A 21,739-nucleotide genomic window follows, 5' to 3' on the forward strand; every position below is an offset into this window, starting at 1 on the left:
CATGGATAATGCCAGTATTCATCATGCCAAGATTATCCAAGCTAGATTACCCATTTGGCAAGAACGAGGCTTGTTTATCTTTTATTTACCGCCTTATAGTCCGCATCTAAATATCATTGAGCGGTTATGGAAGGAGGTAAAACAGGCTTGGCTAAGACCTTGTGATTATGTTTCTTTCGATACGTTGTCTTATGCAGTTAATCGGGTTTTTGCTAATATTGGTGATTCCCTGTCGTTAAATTTTTCTACATTTAAAGTATAGGTATTTAATTTTGTTCGATTACTTAGCATAAAAAAAGACGCCAACATAAGTTAGCGTCTTTTTTTATGCTTTACTGTTTTTTATCTTAGCAAATTAGCAAAGTAACAAATTTAAATACCATCAAGGTAAACTATTCTTGATTGACCATAACATCCAAAGTCACACGACGGTTTGGTTGCAAGCAGTCAATCTGCTCTGGGCGTGACAGACTGGTTGCACACTCTTTTATCGGCTGCGACTCACCAGCGCCAACCGCTAACATGCTGCTTGGATTAACACCGCGTTGCACCAAATAAGCTCGTACCGTCTGTGCCCGTAACTGTGATAGATTCATATTATACATATCATCGCCAAGGCGATCTGTGTGACCAGTAATAACAACCTTCATATCACCAATATCTTGGTATTGACGTAGCTTAGTCGATAACGCATCAAGCTCGGTACGACCTTGTGGTAGCATGTCACTTGCTTGCCATTTGTCAAATGCAAACAAGGCATCAGCACTTAAGTTAATACGCTCAGAAGCTGGTTCAACAGTGACAGCAGGTTGTGGTTGTACTTGTGGTTGTGGTTGTACTTGTGGTTGAACAGCATCAGCACATTCTTGCTTGTCCCAATAAAGCCTCTCTACAATGTCGTGTTTATCAAAATGCAATTGTAGCTGACACTGTATATATTGTTTAGTGTAAGGCTGACGAATCTTTAAGACATAATTCCACTTATTAGACATAAACTCACTAAAATGAGGATTACCAATTAATTGACGAACTGTATCATCATTTATGCCATTGTTGATATGAATAAGATCATCCGGATTATATAGCGGAAAATCATTTAAGTAACTCTTACTTATATCAGGAAATGTAATATTGTCATCTTCTGCTGAATTAGAATGACTATAAACTGTTGCTGCTGTGGTTGTTGTGCAGATTAAAAGAGCAGTTAAGGGTAGTATTGATAAGAAAATTTTCATAACTTTATCTCTATAATTAGGTATGTATTAAATTTTGTTAAGTTTGCTATACAGATATATAACAAACCTAGTTAAGATGCGTTATCAAAATAATTTAATCAATAACACCAGAAATGCCTATACGGAACAATGGATCATTTTGGGTATTAGTAGAGACACCACCAGTAATCGACCAACGACCATTGTCTGCGGTTCGTCTTAGGCTAACTCCAATAGCGGATTCACTATTGTAGTAACTAGCACCTGCAGCGTAAGTCCACTTGCCAGGTACATAAGGCGCATTCTCAATCGCTGCTGCCGATGCAATACCGGCTGAAAGATCTGCCTGTATGTCATCGATATGACCCGTAAGCTTATAACCTAATTGGTTCAATTGATCGACGTTCACCGCATCAGTTGGGTTAACGCCAGGTGCCACATTAGTGACTCTGTTGCCACCGGCATTGACGCCTTGATTGGTCACGCTGACAGTTTTAGAAGGGTGCTCAGGATTGGTGATAGTCACACCCGCATTATTTACGACTGTATTGCCTGCTGTCACACTATCGACGGTAATCTCTTTGGCTAGACCAAGATCTACTTCGTTGTCACGCACCGTGGTGACAATGTTTTTGTCATCACTGGTGTAATGAACGGTTTCGCCCAGCTGAACATTGTCAGGGTTGCCATTATCAGCACTGATGTTGAAGCCTTTGGCTATATTTGCATTGGTTGCTTTTAACTGACTGACATTCACTGCATCAGTATCAGCTGTACCTTGGGCGACATTGGTAATTTTAGTATTGCCAGCGTTGATACCTTTGTCATTGATAGCCACTGTACCACCAATCGTCGTACTGTCCGTATTGACATTCTTAACCGTGATATCGTCATTAAGTTTGACAGTCACCTTGTTATCAGCATCCGTAGTGGCTGTGATATTGCTATCGCCGGTCACTGACTGGATGGCCGTATCGGCTTTGGCTAAGCGACCTTTGGTCTTAGCTGATAGGTCTACTTTATAATCAGTATTGCCATTGGCATCACGAGTACCTTTAGCAACTGCTACCGCATCAGAGCCTGCACTAACACTTGCAGAGTCGGCATTAACGACATAAGTCATTGCTTTTGTATCTTCATCAGTGCTGCCAGTTACGGTCGTATTTTTACCAGCTTTAACTGTTGTTTTCGAGGCTGCTGCTAAGTTTTTAACTTCATGTAGCTGACTGCCATTGACAGCGTCTTGTGAGTTCGCACTGATTTCACCAGCAGCGACATTGGTAATCTTAGTATTGCCAGCGTTGATACCTTTGTCATTGATAGCCACTGTACCACCAATCGTCGTACTGTCCGTATTGACATTCTTAACCGTGATATCGTCATTAAGTTTGACAGTCACCTTGTTATCAGCATCCGTAGTGGCTGTGATATTGCTATCGCCAGTCACTGACTGGATGGCTGACTCTGCTTTGGCTAGACTCTCTTTGCTCTTAGCACTTAGATCAATTTCATAGTCTGTGACGTTGCCATCTTTTGCGACGCCTTTGACTTCGACAGCATCAGAGTTCGCAGATGCTGTGGTGCCTTTGGCGTTGACGGTATAGATGGTCTGATCTTTGTCGCCTGTCTTTTTAGTAACATCAACAATATTCGTGCCCGCTTTCACCTCTGTGGTTGCGGCGGCAACTTTGGTATTGAGCTGACTCACATTCACCGCATCAGTTGGATCTACACCCTCTGCCACATTGGTGACTTTAGTATTGCCTGCGTTGATGCCTGCGTCTTTATTTATTGTTACCGGTCCAACAGTCACCTTATCAAAATCAACGTCTGCTTTCGTCGCAACAGTAAACTTGCCTGCCTCACGGGTGATAGAGATATTCTTACCTTCAGTGAAATCAACCGCATCGCCTGGATTAATCAACTCTCCTGCATCTTCTCCATTGGCTTTAACAGTAAAGCCTGAGTTATTAATCGCATCAACGACATCACCTGTGGTCGCTATGGCGCTGCTGTTAGGCGTTGCGACGGTGCCTGGCTTGGTTGTGTCTTGTGTGATCGTGCCTGTATTAACACCCAGCTCGTTGGTTTTTGCATTTAACGTGATGGTGTCATCGGTTAACACGTTGTAAGTCACAGTGCTGACGTTGCCATCAGAGGTCACAACCGCTTCGGTGCCCGAGCCTTTAACGAAGTTTACCGTGTTACTTGGGCTAACTAGGTCTTTTTGAACACCATCGTTTTGTAAGTTCCAGCCTGTGGCATTGATAGTGTCTGCAACATTAGTTGCTGTGACTAAGCCATTAGGACTGTTGGCAGGGGTAATAACGTGACCTTTGCTATCTGTGGTTAAAACGGTTACATCAGCGTCAACCTGATAGGTGGTGGTACCATCCTCCTTAGCAATGGTTGTTACCGTTAGCTGATCTTCAGTAGTTGTCGTGACATCACTTGTCGCTGCTATGGTCGCTTGCTGTAACTGATCTTCTGTCGCAGCCTGACCCGTTACGATATTGTTAGGGTTATAAGTGGTATTGGTGAGACCATTGACCGTACCTGTATCCCCATTGATGGTCACTGGCTTGGCTGTACCGACAGAGATTTGATTGGCCAGACTAAAGTCAATCTGATTGTCGGTAACGGTAGTCACAACATTGTCATCGGTACTGGTGTAAGTGACGGTGTCACCCAGTTGTACGTTGTCAGTTGTACCATTGTCTGCAGCGATGTTAAAGCCTTTGGCGACATTGGTGTTGGTGTCCTTTAACTGGCTGACATTTACAGCGTCAGTGTCTGCTGTACCAGCTTTAACATGAGTGATAACGGTATCACCAGCATCGATACCTGTGTCTTTATTAATGGATACAGGGCCAACGGTTAAGCTATTAGCGATAGTGACATCATCAGCCAGCTTAAAGCCGATTTCATTGTCACGCACAGTAGTCACAACATTGCTGTCATCTGCTGTATAAGTCACGGTTTCGGTTAACTTAACATTATCAGCAGCCTTGTCCGCAGTCGCCTTAACATCGGCATCTACATAAAAACCAGTCACTGCATTCGCTAAGGTTGCTTGATCTTCAGCTTCTAACTCAACTTTATAATCTGTTGTGTTTGTCTCTGCATTAGGTGTCGAGGTGACAGCAAGGCTGTCTGATGACACTGTTGATTTCTCAGCATTGACAGTGTATTCAACACCTTCATCGGTGTTAGTACCTTCTGTGATACTGACATTATTACCTGCAACCACTGTGTTGTGTTTTTTACCATCAGCGATGCTATTCTTAGTTTCCTGACTTAAATCAATACTATAGTCACGTACGTTTGTGGTTGGATCAAGCTCGCCACCAGTCACGCTGACTGCTGTAGAGCCTGCTTTAGCTGTTGTATCACGGGCATCAACTGTATATGTGATTGCGCCAGTGGCTATATCTGTCTCGCTAGTAACGGTTGTGTTTGTGCCTTTTTCAACTTTCGTTTTAGCCGCTGCTACAGCCGCAACCGATTTTAGCTGACTGACGTTAACCGCATCTGAATCTTTTTCACCAGCAGCGACATTAACAATTTTATTGTCGCCATTATCTAAGCCATTACTATTTAAACGAACTCGATTTTTTGAGGTATCTGCAGGTGTGATAACAAGGCCATCACCGGTAATGATATTTTCATTGCCATTTGCATCTGTGAACTCTGCACTTGTTAACCCACCTAGCTCTTTGGCAAGCTTCACGGTTAACGTATCTGCTGCATTACTGACCACACCGATATTATTATCAGATAGTAAGCTTGCATCTGTTACACCACCTTCAACAGTTACTGTCTCACCCAGCTTGCGCTTAAAGTCAGCACCAGAGTCCCCTGCAAAAGTTAAGGGGACATTTGCCACAGCTTTTAGCTGACTGACGTTGACGGCATCTGAGTCTTCTGAGCCAGCAGCAACATTGGTAATTTGACGTGTACTGTCAGCATTACCCACTGAAACTGCTGCTAAATCACCTTTAACAGTTGCTGAAATTGCATTTTTATCGTCATCAGTAGCTGTTTCAAGTGCATAAACCTCATTGGCTGTAGCCGATGCTGTATCAGAAGTAGTTACACCTGTTAGGGCAGCACGGCTGGCATTTGATTCCGCGCCTAGTGCGACTGCACCATTGCCCTTAATAATTGTATTATCGCCAATTAATACACCATTTGTGGTCTCATCGGAAATGGTTAAATTTGAACCAATTGCTTGGTTATTAGTGATATTTTTACCGATTTGATCTTGTGTATCTTGGAAGCCAATAATGATATTGCGTTTGGCTTGACTGCGATCTGTTTCATCACCCACAAGGGTATTGTTATCACCCATGATGATATTTTGGTCAGCATTGGTTACTGTGTTATTACTACCTTGAGTAGTTATATTACTGACATTTTCAGCAGTATTTTTATAACCGTCCATTGATACAAAAGCACTGGTGTCTCCGTTAGTTCCACTAGTTAACGAGTTTTTAACTCCTTGCACATTTGAGTAAAGCGCATTATCTACTGTGTTGCCACCACCAATGATACCAACTGAACCAAGTTCAGCATCTTTCAATATTTCGTTTAACTCATCTGGTTTAGTAATATTCGCAAAGCTTAAACCAGCAGGATTGATGTCTTTAGCTTGAAGTGAGTTACTTACGGTATTGCCTGCACCAACTACCACAGTACCATTACTATGATTAATAGTATTTCCAGCACCGTTAACTACATTAGCAACGCCATCAAAAGGATCAGTAGCAGAGTCGGCTTTTACAGTATTTAGAGTACCTGTCACTGTCGATGCAAATCCTTGACTTCTAGACAGTGGAGAGGTTGTTTGCGATTCAATAGTAGAATATGAACCTACAATCGTTGAGAAGTGTGCACCAGCAAATGAGTCTGCACCAACTGAAGTGACAGCCCGTCTATTTGCCCCTTTATCTTGATTGTTAACTGATTTAGCACCGATATCCACCGTGCTTTCATTCGCATAGGTATCTTTACCAATGGCAATACCTTTGGTACTACCTGGGATATAATTGTCAACAAGAGGACTACTTGGGATAAGCCCTCCAAGTGCACCATCTCTTAGCCCACCTTGAACTGATCTTGCATTGGTACCAATAGCGATACCATCAGAGGTGTTTGACGTTTTACCAGCTATTGCATAATTATCTACTCGTGCACCCTTACCAATAGCCAGTGCATTATCATCTAATGCCCAAGCACCGTTACCTACAGCTACGCCAGAATTGCCAGTTGCTCTTGCATTAATACCCGCTGCTGTGGCATTGATACCACTTGCACCAGCAGTTGCATCAAGTTTGCCTTTGTTAGAGCCTACTAGCGGCTGTACCGCACCTGTGGCATTAGTATGGAAGTAGGTATCTCTATCATTTTCAGTGATAGTAGTATTAAGATTTTTAATAGCATTATGGATAGTATCTTTACCCGTGCCACCAATATCACTCATTGAAAGTTGTCCAGCTGTTGTTCCTGTTTTTTCAATGGCGGCATCGCCACCTAAAATTTCAGTTATTAAAGTATTTCCTACATTACTAACAACATTATTAGTAGCATGAAGCTGACTGCCATTAATCGCATCAGTAGAATCAACCGCTACACGGCCTGCGCCAACATTGACAATTTGACGTTCTGTACCCACACCACCGACAGATACAACACCATTTGCTACTTTAGAAACACCAGAAAAATCGCCATAAGTTATGTCGCCTACAGTTGCCTCAGTAACTGTCGTTGCCTCTTTATCAGAGCTCAGATGACCTAAAGTGACCGAATTGGCTTGAGTGGTGTTCGTGGCATTACCCAAGACAAATGAGTACTGTTGATTAGCTTTTAAGGTATTGGATGTGCCTATGATGGCAGAGTTTGGCGCTGCAAGTGTATTACCAGAACCTGCTATAAACCCAGCACGACCTGTCGTTTCTATAGTATTTTTACCACCACCAGCAATTGTACCATAAGCTGCCAAGGACTTATTTTGGTAACCACCTGATATAGTAGAGCTTTCTCCAGATACCTTATTCTCAAAACCACCGCCAATAGAAGATCTAATACCTGTCGCATCATTATCATAGCCACCAGATACTGTTGACATTCTAGCGCTAGCCTCATTTTTAGTACCACCTGATACAGTTGTATACTCTTCTGAAGCTTTGTTATTTGTACCACCTGCAATGGTTGAGGCAACCCCATTTTCAATGGTATTTTCCCAGCCACCACCTATCGTGGTTAGGTTACCTTTTGCACTATTCAGCCCGCCACCAGCAATAGTATTAGTACCAAAACCATTTTCACCGTTATTATCAACCGATTCTAGAATTTCATTTTTATAACCACCACCGATAGTTGAATCATGGCTATTGGTAATAATGTTGCTTGTACCACCAGAGATCGTCGCTCCTCTTGCAAATAATGCTAGTCTTTCCGCACTTTCACCAGTAATTAGTCCTGAGGTTTGAATCTCATTGCCGACACCTCCAGAGATAGTGCCTTTATTGCCAGCAACTTTATTATTAATACCACCGCTAATAGTTGATTCATTTCCTGTAGCAATATTACGTGTATCTTCATTAGAGAGATAGGCTGCTTGACTACCAACAACGACAGAGCCACGACCGATTGCTTGAGCACCAACCCCAATAGCAACTGCATTTTTACCTTGGGCACCACCAGCTTCATTAACTTTAGCTAAGTTGCTATCAGCATCTCCAGTACCTGCATTTGTGCCGTCATTAACATGAGCGTAGTTTTTCACATTCTTGACTGCGTTCAACTGAGAAACATTTACCGCATCAGTATCTGCTTCACCTGCCGTTAACCCTGTAATTTTACCGCCATCATTAATGGTAACTTTACCAAACTTAGGCGATTCTGCCAGTTGAATTTGTACTTGATCGTCAGTTACTACCGTTTGCAGGTTTTTAGCAGAGTAAGCACCTGTCATGGCAATATTAGAAACATCTTCTGCTAAGGTTATTTCTGCTTTTGAACCAATGATGTTGAGCGTGCTACCTAGCTGTTGCTGAGTACCATCAGCATCTGTATCGGCATTGGTATTGCCCGTAAAGGTAAGTGGTGCTTTCGCTACGGCATGAAGCTGACTACCATTAATCGCATCAGTCGAGGTGGCGTTTATCTTACCCGCAGCAACGTTGATTAATTGACGCTCCTTACCCGTATCACCCACACTCACTACGCCATTAGGAGCAGAGCCTACGCCTGCAAAGTTACCATAGGTAATACCACCTACAGTGGCAGTGGTTTCGGCAGTGGCGGCACGATCTGTTGAAAGATTACCCAAAACCACACTATTGGCTTGATCTGCTTTACTTTGAGTTCCCAGCGCTATTGAATCATCGCCTAATGCTTGCGCGCCTTTTTTAGTTTCATCTGCACTGACACCAATGGCAATAGAGCGCTTCCCTTTTGCGTAAGCGCCCGTGACCCCATCTGTTCTACTTGAACCGATGGCAATGCCTTGAGAATTTTCAGCTTTTGCAAGTGTTCCTATAACAATAACATCGTTGATATAATTTGTTTTACCACTTTCAGCTGTTTTAACTTTTGGATCTATATATTGATTTCCAAAGATTAAGTTTCTATTACCAGAAGTATAAGAATAAGCATTTTGTCCTTCTTTTAAAGGTTTAGCCGAATCCCCGATAAAGATATTTTGTGAACCTGTATGCTTCCATCCTGCTGTTGAGCCGATGCCTATGCTAGCATCACCTGTTACCTCTGTCCCTGCATCTTGACCTATATAAACAGAGCCCCATGATCTTTGACCATGAACTAAATGGTTACCATTTGAACCTGCATTTCGCCCCAAGTAAACACTAGACTCTCCTTGAGTTGTGCTCAATCCTGCTCCACTACCAATAGCTGTAACGAAGCTTTTATTAGCAATAGCGTTGGGACCTATGGCAACTGAACTTTCAGATGTTGCTCGGGTGTTTACGCCAGCAGCCAGCGAATTGTTACCAGTCGCGCCAGCACGATCTGTAAGTTTACCTTGGTTAGTGGCTGCATTGCCTGTGCCAGTAGCACCTGTACCTGTATGGAAATAGGTGTTTGTTGTTTTTTCTAATGCTTTTAACTGAGCCACGTTCACCGCATCAGAATCTTCTGACCCTGCTGCTAGATTGGTAATTTGACGGGTTACACTCGTGCCATTACCCACTGATACTGCAGCCCGATTGGCTTTCCAAGTTGTATTATTTAGATCTGATGCTCCAGCTTTACTAGCGTCATAACCAGATACGGTTGGCACATCTCTACTAGCAACAGAATTTGCACCGAGTGCGACAGAATATTCATGTCTTGCGACGGCACTATGTCCAAGAGCTGTACTTTGATTTTTACTTGCTTGAGCCTCATAGCCTACAACTACTGAGTCTGTACCCACAGCTTTACTTGCCTGGCCAACAGCAACCGAACGTGCGCCATTCGTTCTAGCTGCCTGCCCAATAGCTACTCCACCAGCATTATCGTTTTTAGCTTGAGAACCGACTGCAACAGCGTAATTTGATGAGGCAGAGTTAGTACCTATCGCAATTCCCTCTTGTGCCCAACCACCATAAGCATTGTTACCTATAGCGATACTATTTACACCAGAAGATCCGTCAGTACGAGCGTTTTTACCAATTGCTATACTAGTCTCGCCTAATGCTCTTGCATTATTACCAAGTGAAATGTTGCTATCTTTACTTGCATTAGCATTTTTGCCAATAGCAATGGCATCAGCACCTGTAGCGCCATCATTATTATAGTTGCCACCGCCTGTTGAGTTAACATCAAAATAATGCGTTTGTGCTGCTTTTAACTGAGCAACGTTGACTGCATCAGTATCTTTAGCCCCTGCTGCAACGCTGGTGATTTGACGGGTGATATTATTATCAACATCACCAACTGATACCGCTGCTGTAGTAGCACGCCAAGCGGAGTCTGTTAATGTAGATGCTTGACCTGTACGAGCGTCATAACCACTAGCAGTAGCTAGATCTCTTGTTGTGACGGACTTTGAACCAAGCGCTATAGAATCTTCCAGTGTTGCAGAAGATGCGTTACCTATAGCAACAGATCTCGTTGCTTCTGCATTTGCACCTACATTGCTATTATAACCCCCACCAATTGCAACGGCTCCTGCACTAGTTGCTTTAGCTGCGCCACTCTCTGTACCACCCCCAATGGCGGTGGCCCCTGATTTAGTGGCTTGAGTTGAACGACCAATTGATGTTGTATAGGTGGAAGAGGCTTTAGTATCAGCACCAATAGCAATACTATTATTACTTGAGGAAGCAGCCTTTTCGCCAATAGCAATACTATTTGCACCTTCTGAGGTAGTGTCTAAACCAATAGCAATTGATGCGCTACCTATCGCTGCAGCATCTTTACCAGCAGCCAATGCATCAGCACCTGTAGCGCCATCATTGTTATAGTTGCCACCGTCTGTTGAGTTGACATCAAAATAATGCGTTTGTGCTGCTTTTAACTGCGCAACGTTAACCGCATCTGTATCTTTAGCCCCTGCTGCAACGCTGGTGATTTGACGGGTTACAGCTGTGCTATTACCAATGGCAACAGCAGCCTGATTGGCTTTCCATGTTGTATTATTTTCGGTACTGGTCTTACCTGTTGACGGGTCATAACCAACAATACCTTTATCAACATAGGTATTTGACTGAGAGCCTATGGCGACACCACCTGCAATATCTGCAATACTATTACGACCAAAAGCTGATGTATCGGTTGCCGTTGCTTGGGCATAACCACCAATAGCGACGGATTGACTTTCTGTTGCATCTGAACCATGACCAATTGCAACGGATTTATCTCCTGATGAGACAGATCTGGTGCCAATTGCAATGGTGTTTGTTACAGATGTATCACCAGACTTACCTGATTTTGCGCCATTACCAATAGAAATACCGCTAGTATCATAGGTATGGCTTCTTACGCCGATTGCGGTTGAATTCTGACCATTTGCTATGGTGTATGCACCAATAGCGTTAGAGCTTTCTCCTATAGTTTCAGCTTGATAACCTGCGGCTAATGTATAGTTTGCATTGGCTTTAGCTTGACTCCCAAAAGCGCTGGCTGAAGTTCCGTTTGATTGGGTGTCTCTACCGACTGCTGTCGCATTGTTTTCAGTCGCTTTAGCATTGATACCTGCCGCTAAAGCATTTGCAACAGTTGCCCCTGCAGCTTCGTTTACCTTACCTTTATTGTTCGCAGGATTGCCTGTACCACCATTAGTGCCATCATTAACATGGAAGAAAGTGTCTTTATCTACCGCTTTTAACTGAGCAACGTTAACCGCATCAGTATCTGCTGAGCCTGCTGCCACACTGGTAATTTGACGGGTGATTCTAGTGCCGTCACCAACGGATACCGCTGCTCTATTGGCTCGCCAGGTGGTACTTTTTGATGTGGCTGCTTGATTTGGATCGCTTGAAGTGAGCACACTTGCATCATAACCACTGACAGTGGGCACAACTCTATCACCAACCGAGTCTGAGCCTAAAGCTACTGCATTGGCCTCTGTGGTTTTCGCACTATCCCCTATTGCAACAGAGCTTTGTGCTGCTTTTTCTGTCTTCGACGCACTACCTAGCGCTATCGAAAAATTCCCGTCCGCATCTGCCGCATAACGAGCAGTATTGTTACCACTACCAATAGCAACAGAGTACTTTCCTTCAGACTGATACCCTGCTTTATTACCATTATATTGAGTACCTATGACAATTGAAAAGTCACCACCTGCGGTTATATCATTGCCTATCGCAACTGACTGTTGACCCGTAGCATCTGTATTTGAGCCAATAGCCACCGCTTCCACTTTAGTTGCTTTAGCATTATTACCTATCGCTACTGAATCTCCACCGGTTGCTGTACCACCACCAGCACCATAGCTTGCTGCATACGACTGCGTACTGATGCCTAAGGCACTAAATATACTGAATACCATAATACTCAGCTTGAATATACCAATATTAGGTACACTTATAGGATTACTGCTTGACTGTAATGTAGAGGCACTTGTACTTGCTACTGGTTGGCTTACTCGATTGCTTCTTTTGCCTTGTCCTTTGGCATACTCTGCGACAGCGGTAAAGGTGCCAGTGGCTTTATTAAAAGATGTGGTTCATAGAGATTCCCTTTCAATTAATAATACGACTGATCTTATTTGTTTTAAATTACTATAAAAACTATCTAGGAAAACTAAATAAAAATCAGTGAGATGCACAACCCCTACCTCTAAAACCAATGATTTTATAAATCGAAATAGGCGTATAACAATGAATAAGTTATTAGACGGATAGTCAGATAAATAAGGAGATAAGTAATTTGTCTGTTAGATAAATGGACAGGTAGGTGAACTTGGTTATAAATACGGTAACGACGTTACACAGAATTCAGAGTGGGCTCAATATTACTGACATTATGACTTTAATTTGTAAGCAGTCTGCTATAATTTTTTCAAAAAACATAACAGCAGTACTTAATTGTTATCTTACTGTTATTTACAACAGCGATATAATAATTACTTAATCTACAATTAATTATTTTAACAAATAACAATAAAAAACCAAACCATTATTTGGTTTTTTATACAGGATTTAATTGTCAAATATAAACAACTGCCTATTAATTTCATTATAAAATTATTGTAATCAACTGATTAAATTAAAATAAAAGATATTTTATTGGCATAGTTACAAACAAACCAATTTTTATTAATACAAAAAATTAACAAACCTAGAATAGTATGGAAACAATTTTTTAATATTGATTAGCCATCTGAGCTCTTTCTTGGCTTCCTCTCCTCACTAAACCGAAGGAATTCCTACATCTAGACGGTCAAGCCCGACCGCAAGAGTGTTTTTACTGGCGTTGATATCTCTATCATGCCATGTGCCACAATCAAGACAGTGACCACAACGATAAACAAACCTCGATTAAAAAATACAAATCAATAAAAACCCCTCCAAGTTAGCACTCAGTGGGGTTAACTAAACTCTCTATTTTTGCGACTTTCTAGCTGCGAGCACCTACCTCGATCTAAGGCCTATTCACTTAAGACAAACCAAGGTCAAATTGGATCTGTTCAATGCTCTATTACCAGCTTGCTGTTATTAGGGCGCTATTATTGGGGTACTTTTATTGGCGCGTCGTACTGGCTAAAAAGAAGGTACTATCTAACTGTGCCTGCTGGCGCTTATCTAGTAAGGCCAACAACTCAAAGTCTTTTGGATCACTATTAATAAGATCTCTAAATAAAGGTTCAAACGAGGCTGTCATCGCCATCACTCCTTTTAATAGATAACTGATCACTACTGCTGGTATCTCGCCTTGATTTGACTCAATGATGGGCTCAAAATCTAATGAATTTTTAAATCGAATTTCACCGTCACGAATATCAACCTCCACACAACCAAGCATCATATCGTAATTTAATTGCGCAGCTAAGGTAAGTCCTGCCTGCAAGTGCGATGATGGCAATTGAAAAGGTAACACGCCATAGATGGCGACCAATTGCGTGTGCTCATGGATTCGTATGACACAGCCCCACTCTATCTCACCTGAATCTACTTGCCCAGTAGCTTGAGTAGCTTGCTGATCACTTTGACCATCCGTGTCTTGTGGTGGCTTGTAATAGCGCATTGCCATAGAAATATGATGCACGTTTCTGACAGGATGACCGTCTTCGCTGGCTTGCTGCCTGTCGTACTGTCTGTCTTGCTGATCAGCATCTCTGTCAGCTTGATCTTGACTGTCTGCGCTGTCTTGGCCATCTGAGCCATCTTGGTTGTGATAGTAATAACTAAACTCGCTATCTTCTAAAAAGCGTAAAATGCTGTCCGTAATTGGCTTGTCAGATTTTATTTTTTGTCTGTGCATACTATTAGACAGCCCTTTAGTTGTATCCTGACCCTGTAACTCTGGCTCTAAGTCCATAAACCAATCAATATCACCATCTGCTTGTTGTGTGTCTTCTGGATAAGTATCCATGCTGGCTTGATCGTTACCTACTGCTGGCTGCATTTGCGGAAGTGGAAACTCCTGCTGTTGTAAATGCTCATAATAGGCTTCATCTAAATGCGACTGATCGGGTGATAAGTTGGTCGCACTATCTGTTGTTACTGGGACAGCATTATCTTGGCTAGCACCTTGTTGCTTTATACTGTCTGTTTGTAACTTGTCTTTTTGTGCGGTAATTAAGTACTTTAAACGTTGCCAAAAAGATGGTTTTTTATATCTGCTCATAATTTTTACTTATGGTTTTGTATGCCTATGTTTTGTATACCTAGGTTCATGCTTCTAAATCCATATTTTTATTTTTAAGCTCATCTAGAACGCTAGGTTATCAATTTTGGTTTGCTATACTTATCTATTGTTATACTATGCCATATCTATACTATGCTATATTGATGCGCAATGCTATATTGCAAGATATACCATGACCTATATCATACAACCAACATTCATTATATATAGGCTATATACAAGCATCATAGGCTATGTATAAGAGTGTCTAACTACTAATAAATAGGCTATCCATGCTATCCGACAAGATGAACGCTCAGACTACCTCTGCCAACTTTGCGCCCATTTTGGCTTTGCAACAGCTTACCGTACAACGTGGCGATTTTCCGTTGTGCGTTCATATTAATTTGTCATTAAATTCTGGCGAAATCTGTCACTTAATTGGCGCCAATGGTACGGGCAAGACTACCTTATTAATGCAGTTGGCTGGGCTATTGCCTGTGCTGCAAGGGGATATCTTATACCAAGGCCGCTCTAGCCTACCGCTTGCCCCTTTATATGTCTCACACCAGTTAGGTATCCATCCCAGCCTGACGGTACAGCAAAATCTGACTTTTTTATTAAATCTATATGGTATCCAGCCCACAAGCACACAGATTGAAGAGGCGCTAGACTGGGTCGATTTGTCTGGCTTTGAATCTATGGGAAGTAACCAGCTGTCTGCAGGTCAAACGCGGCGCGTGACCTTAGCCAGACTGTATTTGATGACCCCTGAGCAAACACCTCTGTGGTTACTTGATGAGCCTTTTACCGCCTTAGATGTGAGTATGGTGGCTCGCTTACAACAAAGATTACAGCAATTTGTAAATGACGGTGGCGCAGTATTAATGACCAGTCATCAACCTGTTAAAGTGGCGAACAAACAGCTAAATCTATCAGACTATTTGCCCGACGACACTATCGATGGTTTCGAATCTGATTCTATATTTGATACAAAGGTCAATCTTGATGCTAACACCAGTCTCAACCATCACCATCATCAGGGGGTGAGATGACACAGTTAAAATCAAAGAATACTCAACCACAACAACCAGCAGACGCTGCTCCAGTAAGCGCTGGTATTGCAACTTATCAACTTTGGCGCCGTGAATGGCAAGTCAAACAACAAGGAGCTGTACAGTGGTTATATCCTTTAGTGCTCTTTTTGGTCATTATCACCCTATTTCCATTGGCAATTGGCAGTGAACCACAGCTCTTGCAGCGTTTAGGGGTACCTGCCGTCTGGATTGCCGCCTTGCTGTCTTTGGTGATGGGTGTTGACAGCTTATTTAAACCAGCACTAGACAATGGTACCTTGGCTCAGTTGGTTGTTTCTAGATCTTCTATTCCTATCTGGGTTTTGCTCCGACTCACCATCCACTGGATCTTTAGTAGTGGCTTAGTGGCACTATTAAGTTTGCTGGCTGTGCCTTTGTTCGGGCTATCGTGGTCGGAAGCAGGTGCACTATTGGCATCTATCCTTGTTGGTAGCCCTATGTTGCTAATGCTATCTGCGATTGCCAGCAGCTTAACCTTATCATTAAAAAATGGCGCTGTATTGGTCCCTCTAATAGCATTACCGATGCAGTTACCTGTACTAATATTTGCTACTGGCGCTGTTGATCTATATGCCACTGGGCTAAATGGTCTGCCTATTTTGGCGTTGCTTGCCGCTGGTAGTATCATCTCTATTATTGTCATGCCTTGGGCAATTGCCATGACGCTAAAGATGGCATGGCTAAACTAAAACCAATATTTGCTATAATAGGACAGCGTATAGCTTGGGTTGGTTGATAAACGCCCCATATATTTGCAGTGTGTCGCTTTTTTTGTAGTGAGGTCACAGGGTTAACCGCAGTGATAAACCTACTTAACTTGCTTAGACACACTTAAACCCAATTACATAAATAAGATACGTTGCATGGCCTGTGCGTAGCTTCCATTTTGCAAAGCATAGTTGCTTACATTGTGGCTTACAAGGTTGTTTTATTATGCCAAACGCTAATCGATCATCCAAAAATCCCAGCTTGTTGTCACGTCTATGGCAAGGATTCTTAATTACCGTAGGCACCCGTGAGTTTTTTCGTATATTTTCACCTTGGGTAAAGTGGCTTGCAAGCTTAGCTTTTATTTGCCTGAGCATAGGTTCTGTCTGGGGGTTGGCCTTTGCACCACCTGACTATCTGCAAGGTAACAGCTATCGTATTATTTTTATCCACGTTCCTGCTGCTAGTATTGCATTATCAATCTATCTTGCTATGGCAGTGCTTGGGGTTATCTTTTTGGTTTGGAAAATTAAAACAGCCAACTTGGTTGCTCAAGCAATTGCACCAACTGGATTCTTACTCTGTATTTTAAGCTTAATTACTGGCTCTATTTGGGCCAAGCCAACTTGGGGTACCTTTTGGGTATGGGATGCCAGGCTGACTTCTATGTTAATCTTGGCCTTTTTATACGCAGGGGTGATGGCATTGTTTGCCGCCTTTGAGCATAGCCCAAATAGAGGAAAGGCTGCGGCAGTCTTATCGATAGTGGGTGCGGTTAACTTGCCCATTATTAAGTATTCAGTCAACTGGTGGAACACCTTGCATCAAGGCTCAACCCTAACCATTACCGAAGCCCCAAAGATGTCATTAAATATGTTAGCGCCACTGCTACTTATGATCTTAGGAACTTACTTGTTAGTCGCCGCTTTGGCCATTTACCGTACCAATACCTTAATCTTACGCCGTGACCAAAATAAGGCCTGGGTTAAAGAGTACGTGCGCTTGTCAAAATAAGACCTAGATTATGGCAGTTTATTAACAGCAAACTTAGCCAGTTAATAAGTTAGTTAGCTAGTTAATAAAGAAATAAACAGATCAGCAGACAGATAGCGAATCAATAAAGATAGCCAATACAGATAGATAGCCAATAAAGGAGTGTATCATGCAACCCTACTTTTATAGCGTACAAGAGTTTTTAGCCATGGGTAAACACGGTCCCTATGTTTGGAGTACCTGGGGCATTACGGTTGCTGTTATTGTTGGCTTTATCTTTTATAGCATTCACCAACGTCACCGCTTGTTAAATCAACTAAAGGCTCAACAAGCACGTCAGCAGCAGCGTAAGCAAAGTAGCAATGCACACAAAAGTAGCACACATTAGCGGCTAGCTACTAAAGCTTATTTTTCAGCGGCTAACGGGTGATTTATCAACAAACAAAATCCTGTTTAAACACCTATTTTATAATCAACTATTTGTTAACCAAAAGGCAGTCTTATGAATGCGGTACGTCGTAAAAAACTAATTTGGGTTGCAGCTACACTGGCTGGTGCCATCCTTGCTGTGCTATTGGTCATCTATGCCATCGGACAGCAGACAGATTACTACTTTGATCCTACCGCAATTGCAGCAGGTGAAGCGCCGCAAGATAAGCGTATTCGTGCAGGTGGTATGGTAGTAAAAGACAGTGTTAAACGAGATCCGAACGATGAGCTTAAAGTGCAATTTGAAATTACTGACTTTAACGCCAGCGTGCCTGTCAGCTATCAGGGTATCTTACCCGATTTATTTGCTGAAAACTCTGGCGTAGTCGCTACTGGTAAGATGCAAGGTGATGTGTTTGTAGCCAGTGAAGTGCTTGCCAAACATGATGAAAACTATATGCCACCTGAGGTTGCTGCTTCATTAAAAGAGGAGCATGCTGCCAAAGGGGTGAACGCAGATTCAGAACAGTTTAGCCCTGCTATTCCAGTCAAAGAGTCGGTTGAAGATGGCAAACATAAAAGCCAGACTTTAGTGACCGAGTAATCGAGGTCAGCACAAAAAAAAGAGCGCTCTCAATAAAGGGCGCTCTTTTTTTAGTTGTCTACTTTTATAACTGTCTTTTTTTATAGTTGTCTTTGTTGCATTTTATTTAGCAGAACCTTGGTGAAACCAACGCAACCATATCTCATGGGCAATAAAGAAAAAGATGGCTAAAAAGAAAGGCAGCAAATAATAAAGCACTCGGAATACCAATAATACCGCCAACAAATACGCTTTTTCAACCTGAGGCAAAGAGGCCATCATGGTCAGCTCAAACACCCCTAGCCCACCTGGAACATGACTTAATATCGCCAAAATCATTGACTGTACAAACGCTGAAAATACGGTGAAATAATCGACTGTCGTACCATGCGGCAGCAATAAATACAGCACAAATGCCACACTCGCCAAATCAATAATTGAGATGATAATTTGCTTAATCAGCATGGCAGCTGGTGGTAAGTCAAAGCGCCAACCCTTGATCTGTACATGTCGACCTTGCTTCCCAGACCACACAATTGCCGCCACGACCAGTGCCAATAAAGATAGACCTATACCACGTATCACCGCCACGCTATGAAATATATCGGGGATATCTAACGACAAGTCAGCCAATTGCGTATCCAGCTGTGACATCATGGTGACAGTGGCTTCAGGGTTTAACGCCAGCGACAAAGACACCAAGGTAGTAATACCAAAGGTAAAAGCCATCGACACCAGCCACACCACATTGGCAATATTCTCAGCAGGTACTTTGTTCACACCGTACATGCGAAAGCGGACACCCGATGCGGACAAAATTGCCAGCCCCATGGTGTGCCCTATGGCATACGCGGTAAACGAGGTGAAAGCGACTTTTTTAAATGGCAAATCTATGTGCATGTGTTTAAAAGCTATGGTGTCATACAAGGTAAGCACCAAATAACCAAAAGCAACCACAACAACGGCCAATAACATATCTATGGTCGGAATCTGCTCAATCGCAGCCAAGACCTCTGACAACTGAATGGTGTGGGTGATGGTATACAGCGTTTTTATAGCGAGCACAAAAACAATCAACGCCAACAAAAAAAGCGAACCTCGTAGCAATATTAACTTAGGATTAAGAATTTTTTTTAGGTTAATAGACATATAGACACTTATCGAGATGCTATAAATTTTTTAAAATAGTTTATGATCTGTTTGTTTGATATCACTTATTTGATACTAAAAACTGTAATATTCGCCAGCGCTCAAAAAGTTAACTCAATAGCAATGATACCGACCAAATCACTTGTTGGCGCATCAAATGCTTATTAATGCATATGATAACAGCCTACGGCCTTCGTTTGTGCATTTATCCTAGATTTTATCCTGTTTAATGGCGAAAAATAACACTAATCAAAAAAACAATCTCAAGCCTTACAGCCTCTGACCTTAATCACCTACAATATCCTTGTGCTTATTTTCCAAATACTCTTCCCACTCCTCTTGCAGTGCAAAATCTTTTCGTTCTAGCTCAATAACTTCTAAATCCTCATTTACCACCTCTGTACTTATTGGTTCATCACCGTCTATTACCTCACCTGCTGGTGGCGTTGAGCTGTAACAGCTTCTAGGACTAAATAGTTGCTGCGCCTCAGATGTGCCCTCAAAGCGCCAGTGCCAAGGTTCGACCATCACATTAGACTGCTCAGAGACCTCTTCGGTAAAGCTTTGTATCCAGCCATACTCTGCTGCATTGTCTAACAACCATTGATAGGCTTTGGTTTTGGCAAAACTGGCATCAATAGGATAAAAGTCCACCGCATAGCCTGTCGAATGCTCTGAATAGCCAGCAGGTGCGGACACAGAATAGATGTCTTCATCTGTTAGACCTTGACGTTTTTTACGGTTAATAATACCGCTTTGATAGCGTATCGAGCGAAACGCTGATCCTACGGTTAAGGTCACTTTATCTTGCTTAGCGGCCGCTTGCATTTCTTTTAGCGATGGCGCAGCGTCTTTATGCAAGCGCCTGCCACCGATATTCACTAAGTCACTAGCAGGTGCATCTGCATAGCGAAAGTGCTCAATGCCCAATGCCAGTGCATCTGCATTGCATTCACCAGTGGGATATAGTGGCATTTCAGGCTCTGAATGGGGCTGTATCTGCTCTATCATCTGATATTGCTGCTGATCCCCTTGGTTATCGTCAGCCATTACTAACTCTTCTTGTGAAGATTCATTCGTATCGGCTCTTTTTAATTGGCTTTCTTCTGGATTATCCAAGGCAAAGATTAAATCATTAATATCATCTTGATAACGACTGTCATTCTTGCTACGAAATGTTGTCTGTTTATTTTGCGACTGCTCATTGCGCTGTTGTCTAATATCTTCCTCTGTTGCAGGCTTATCATAAGTGGATTCAAAGTCAAAAACAGTTGGTTGACTGTCGTTATTCGCAATACTGTCATGACTGTTTTTGCCATAAGCACTTGGTACCAACACAAGTCCGACAGCCAATAGCGTTCCGCCAACTCTAGTACTGGCTACTTTATTAATTATTAAATTCATTTATTTTCCCAAAAAATATGACAATATATCAAATCACACAAGGTTCAAGTTTTGCAAATGCAGTCATCTTGCTCTAACTTAGTAGTAAGCTGAGTTTTTTACTTTCTATTTCCCAATTTCTGCTTTTACTGACTTTTTACTTGGTCCTACTTTCGGCTTTGTCCTGCTTTCTGCCTCTTCTTAATTTCTATAGTCTTTAGTTATGTTTATGGGTGCAGGCTATATATATCAAACTAAACTATTGCTAACACTATATTTTAATACACAAAACCATCGGTAGGGTGTCGTTCCACGCACCAATAAATGCGACCTCAAAGGTAATACAGAGTGTGTATTTTAATTTGAGTTTAGCTATATCTCTAGCATTAATACAGGACAAACAATTTGTAACCACAGCCATCATAATACTAAGGCGTGTCTTCACTTTAAAAATGATGATACAAATAAGATAAATCTCAATCAGACAAGGGGCTGTATGACAAGATTTAGCTATTGTTAGCCCATTTAAATATCATTACACCAATTGAAGATGCGCCTTAAAGACAGACAACAAAAAAGCGAACCCGATTAAGGATTCGCTTTTTTTGACTTATTTAACACTGTGTTATTAAAAATAACCTCAGTCTAAATTGTCTTAACTCTTATAGAGCTGTGATACCATGGGCTTGTGGGCCTTTAGCACCTTGAGTTACTGTGAACTCAACTTCTTGGCCTTCAGCTAAGGTCTTGAAACCTGAGCTAGCAATTTCGCTGTAATGAGCAAAAACGTCTGGACCTGATTCTGGAGCAATAAAGCCAAAACCTTTCGCTTCGTTAAACCACTTTACTGTACCTTTGATAGTATCTGACATATATATAATCCT

12 protein-coding genes and 2 pseudogenes are annotated in these 21,739 nt (G+C 42.1%); 6 read left to right on the top strand and 8 right to left on the bottom strand.

Translation table 11 applies throughout. The features are described from left to right. Positions 1 to 262 (top strand): transposase (locus tag H140_RS14570; protein WP_019673799.1); only part of this gene is annotated, 262 nt, incomplete at its 5' end. A gap of 130 nt (positions 263 to 392) precedes the next feature. On the opposite strand, the gene H140_RS0111460 is transcribed toward H140_RS14570, so the two are convergent. From H140_RS0111460 to H140_RS0111470, 5 genes and pseudogenes are all read right to left on the bottom strand, one after another. Then, positions 393 to 1,235: an OmpA family protein gene (locus H140_RS0111460; protein WP_019673800.1), complete on the bottom strand. Its 843-nt coding sequence runs from the start codon at positions 1,233 to 1,235 to the stop codon at positions 393 to 395. A 94-nt stretch (positions 1,236 to 1,329) separates the two neighbouring features. Beyond that, positions 1,330 to 12,213 (bottom strand): YadA-like family protein, encoded by a 10,884-nt coding sequence (locus H140_RS0111465; RefSeq protein ID WP_019673801.1) that lies wholly within the window; start codon positions 12,211 to 12,213, stop codon positions 1,330 to 1,332. Between the two features lie 60 nt (positions 12,214 to 12,273). After that, positions 12,274 to 12,369, bottom strand: a pseudogene (locus tag H140_RS16560) (ESPR-type extended signal peptide-containing protein); the annotation flags it as partial. Between the two features lie 706 nt (positions 12,370 to 13,075). After that, a pseudogene (locus H140_RS16400) lies at positions 13,076 to 13,177 on the bottom strand (RNA-guided endonuclease TnpB family protein); the annotation flags it as partial. A 229-nt stretch (positions 13,178 to 13,406) separates the two neighbouring features. Then, complete coding sequence (locus H140_RS0111470; RefSeq protein ID WP_019673802.1) at positions 13,407 to 14,513, bottom strand: type III secretion system chaperone family protein; 1,107 nt, start codon at positions 14,511 to 14,513, stop codon at positions 13,407 to 13,409. Between the two features lie 293 nt (positions 14,514 to 14,806). Here H140_RS0111470 and ccmA point away from each other — a divergent pair, with 293 nt between their 5' ends. From ccmA to ccmE, 5 genes are all read left to right on the top strand, one after another. Further along, positions 14,807 to 15,568 (top strand): heme ABC exporter ATP-binding protein CcmA, encoded by a 762-nt coding sequence (ccmA, locus tag H140_RS14575; RefSeq protein WP_019673803.1) that lies wholly within the window; start codon positions 14,807 to 14,809, stop codon positions 15,566 to 15,568. Next, complete coding sequence (locus tag H140_RS0111480; RefSeq protein ID WP_019673804.1) at positions 15,565 to 16,299, top strand: heme exporter protein CcmB; 735 nt, start codon at positions 15,565 to 15,567, stop codon at positions 16,297 to 16,299. The genes ccmA and H140_RS0111480 overlap by 4 nt, the downstream gene beginning before the upstream one ends. A gap of 244 nt (positions 16,300 to 16,543) precedes the next feature. After that, positions 16,544 to 17,332, top strand: a complete 789-nt coding sequence (locus tag H140_RS0111485; RefSeq protein ID WP_019673805.1) for a heme ABC transporter permease — start codon at positions 16,544 to 16,546, stop codon at positions 17,330 to 17,332. Between the two features lie 148 nt (positions 17,333 to 17,480). Next, entirely contained in the window at positions 17,481 to 17,699 is a 219-nt protein-coding gene (ccmD, locus tag H140_RS0111490) for a heme exporter protein CcmD (protein ID WP_019673806.1), read from the top strand. A 114-nt stretch (positions 17,700 to 17,813) separates the two neighbouring features. After that, positions 17,814 to 18,344, top strand: coding sequence for a cytochrome c maturation protein CcmE (ccmE, locus tag H140_RS0111495; RefSeq protein WP_019673807.1), 531 nt, complete (start codon positions 17,814 to 17,816; stop codon positions 18,342 to 18,344). A gap of 102 nt (positions 18,345 to 18,446) precedes the next feature. Here the strand turns inward: ccmE and H140_RS0111500 are convergent, their stop codons facing one another. The 3 genes from H140_RS0111500 to H140_RS0111510 all read right to left on the bottom strand — a co-directional run bounded on the left by H140_RS0111500 (position 18,447) and on the right by H140_RS0111510 (position 21,727). After that, on the bottom strand, positions 18,447 to 19,472 hold the full coding sequence (locus tag H140_RS0111500; protein WP_019673808.1) for a putative bifunctional lysylphosphatidylglycerol flippase/synthetase: 1,026 nt from the start codon (positions 19,470 to 19,472) through the stop codon (positions 18,447 to 18,449). Positions 19,473 to 19,757: 285 nt separating this feature from the next. Further along, positions 19,758 to 20,876: a M15 family metallopeptidase gene (locus tag H140_RS15255; protein ID WP_019673809.1), complete on the bottom strand. Its 1,119-nt coding sequence runs from the start codon at positions 20,874 to 20,876 to the stop codon at positions 19,758 to 19,760. 641 nt (positions 20,877 to 21,517) lie between these two features. Further along, positions 21,518 to 21,727, bottom strand: a complete 210-nt coding sequence (locus H140_RS0111510; RefSeq protein WP_019673810.1) for a cold-shock protein — start codon at positions 21,725 to 21,727, stop codon at positions 21,518 to 21,520. Positions 21,728 to 21,739: the final 12 nt, after the last annotated feature.

The sequence above is a fragment of the Psychrobacter lutiphocae DSM 21542 genome (assembly GCF_000382145.1).
Lineage (GTDB): Bacteria > Pseudomonadota > Gammaproteobacteria > Pseudomonadales > Moraxellaceae > Psychrobacter > Psychrobacter lutiphocae.

Bases quoted from the DNA above. Each gene is read 5' to 3' on its own strand.
- H140_RS0111465 (WP_019673801.1), bottom strand. From the start codon at position 12,213: ATGGTATTCAGTATATTTAGTGCCTTAGGCATCAGTACGCAGTCGTAT.
- ccmA (WP_019673803.1), top strand. From the start codon at position 14,807: ATGCTATCCGACAAGATGAACGCTCAGACTACCTCTGCCAACTTTGCG.
- H140_RS0111470 (WP_019673802.1), bottom strand. From the start codon at position 14,513: ATGAGCAGATATAAAAAACCATCTTTTTGGCAACGTTTAAAGTACTTA.
- ccmD (WP_019673806.1), top strand. From the start codon at position 17,481: ATGCAACCCTACTTTTATAGCGTACAAGAGTTTTTAGCCATGGGTAAA.
- H140_RS0111460 (WP_019673800.1), bottom strand. From the start codon at position 1,235: ATGAAAATTTTCTTATCAATACTACCCTTAACTGCTCTTTTAATCTGC.
- H140_RS0111485 (WP_019673805.1), top strand. From the start codon at position 16,544: ATGCCAAACGCTAATCGATCATCCAAAAATCCCAGCTTGTTGTCACGT.
- H140_RS0111510 (WP_019673810.1), bottom strand. From the start codon at position 21,727: ATGTCAGATACTATCAAAGGTACAGTAAAGTGGTTTAACGAAGCGAAA.
- H140_RS15255 (WP_019673809.1), bottom strand. From the start codon at position 20,876: ATGAATTTAATAATTAATAAAGTAGCCAGTACTAGAGTTGGCGGAACG.
- ccmE (WP_019673807.1), top strand. From the start codon at position 17,814: ATGAATGCGGTACGTCGTAAAAAACTAATTTGGGTTGCAGCTACACTG.
- H140_RS0111500 (WP_019673808.1), bottom strand. From the start codon at position 19,472: ATGTCTATTAACCTAAAAAAAATTCTTAATCCTAAGTTAATATTGCTA.
- H140_RS0111480 (WP_019673804.1), top strand. From the start codon at position 15,565: ATGACACAGTTAAAATCAAAGAATACTCAACCACAACAACCAGCAGAC.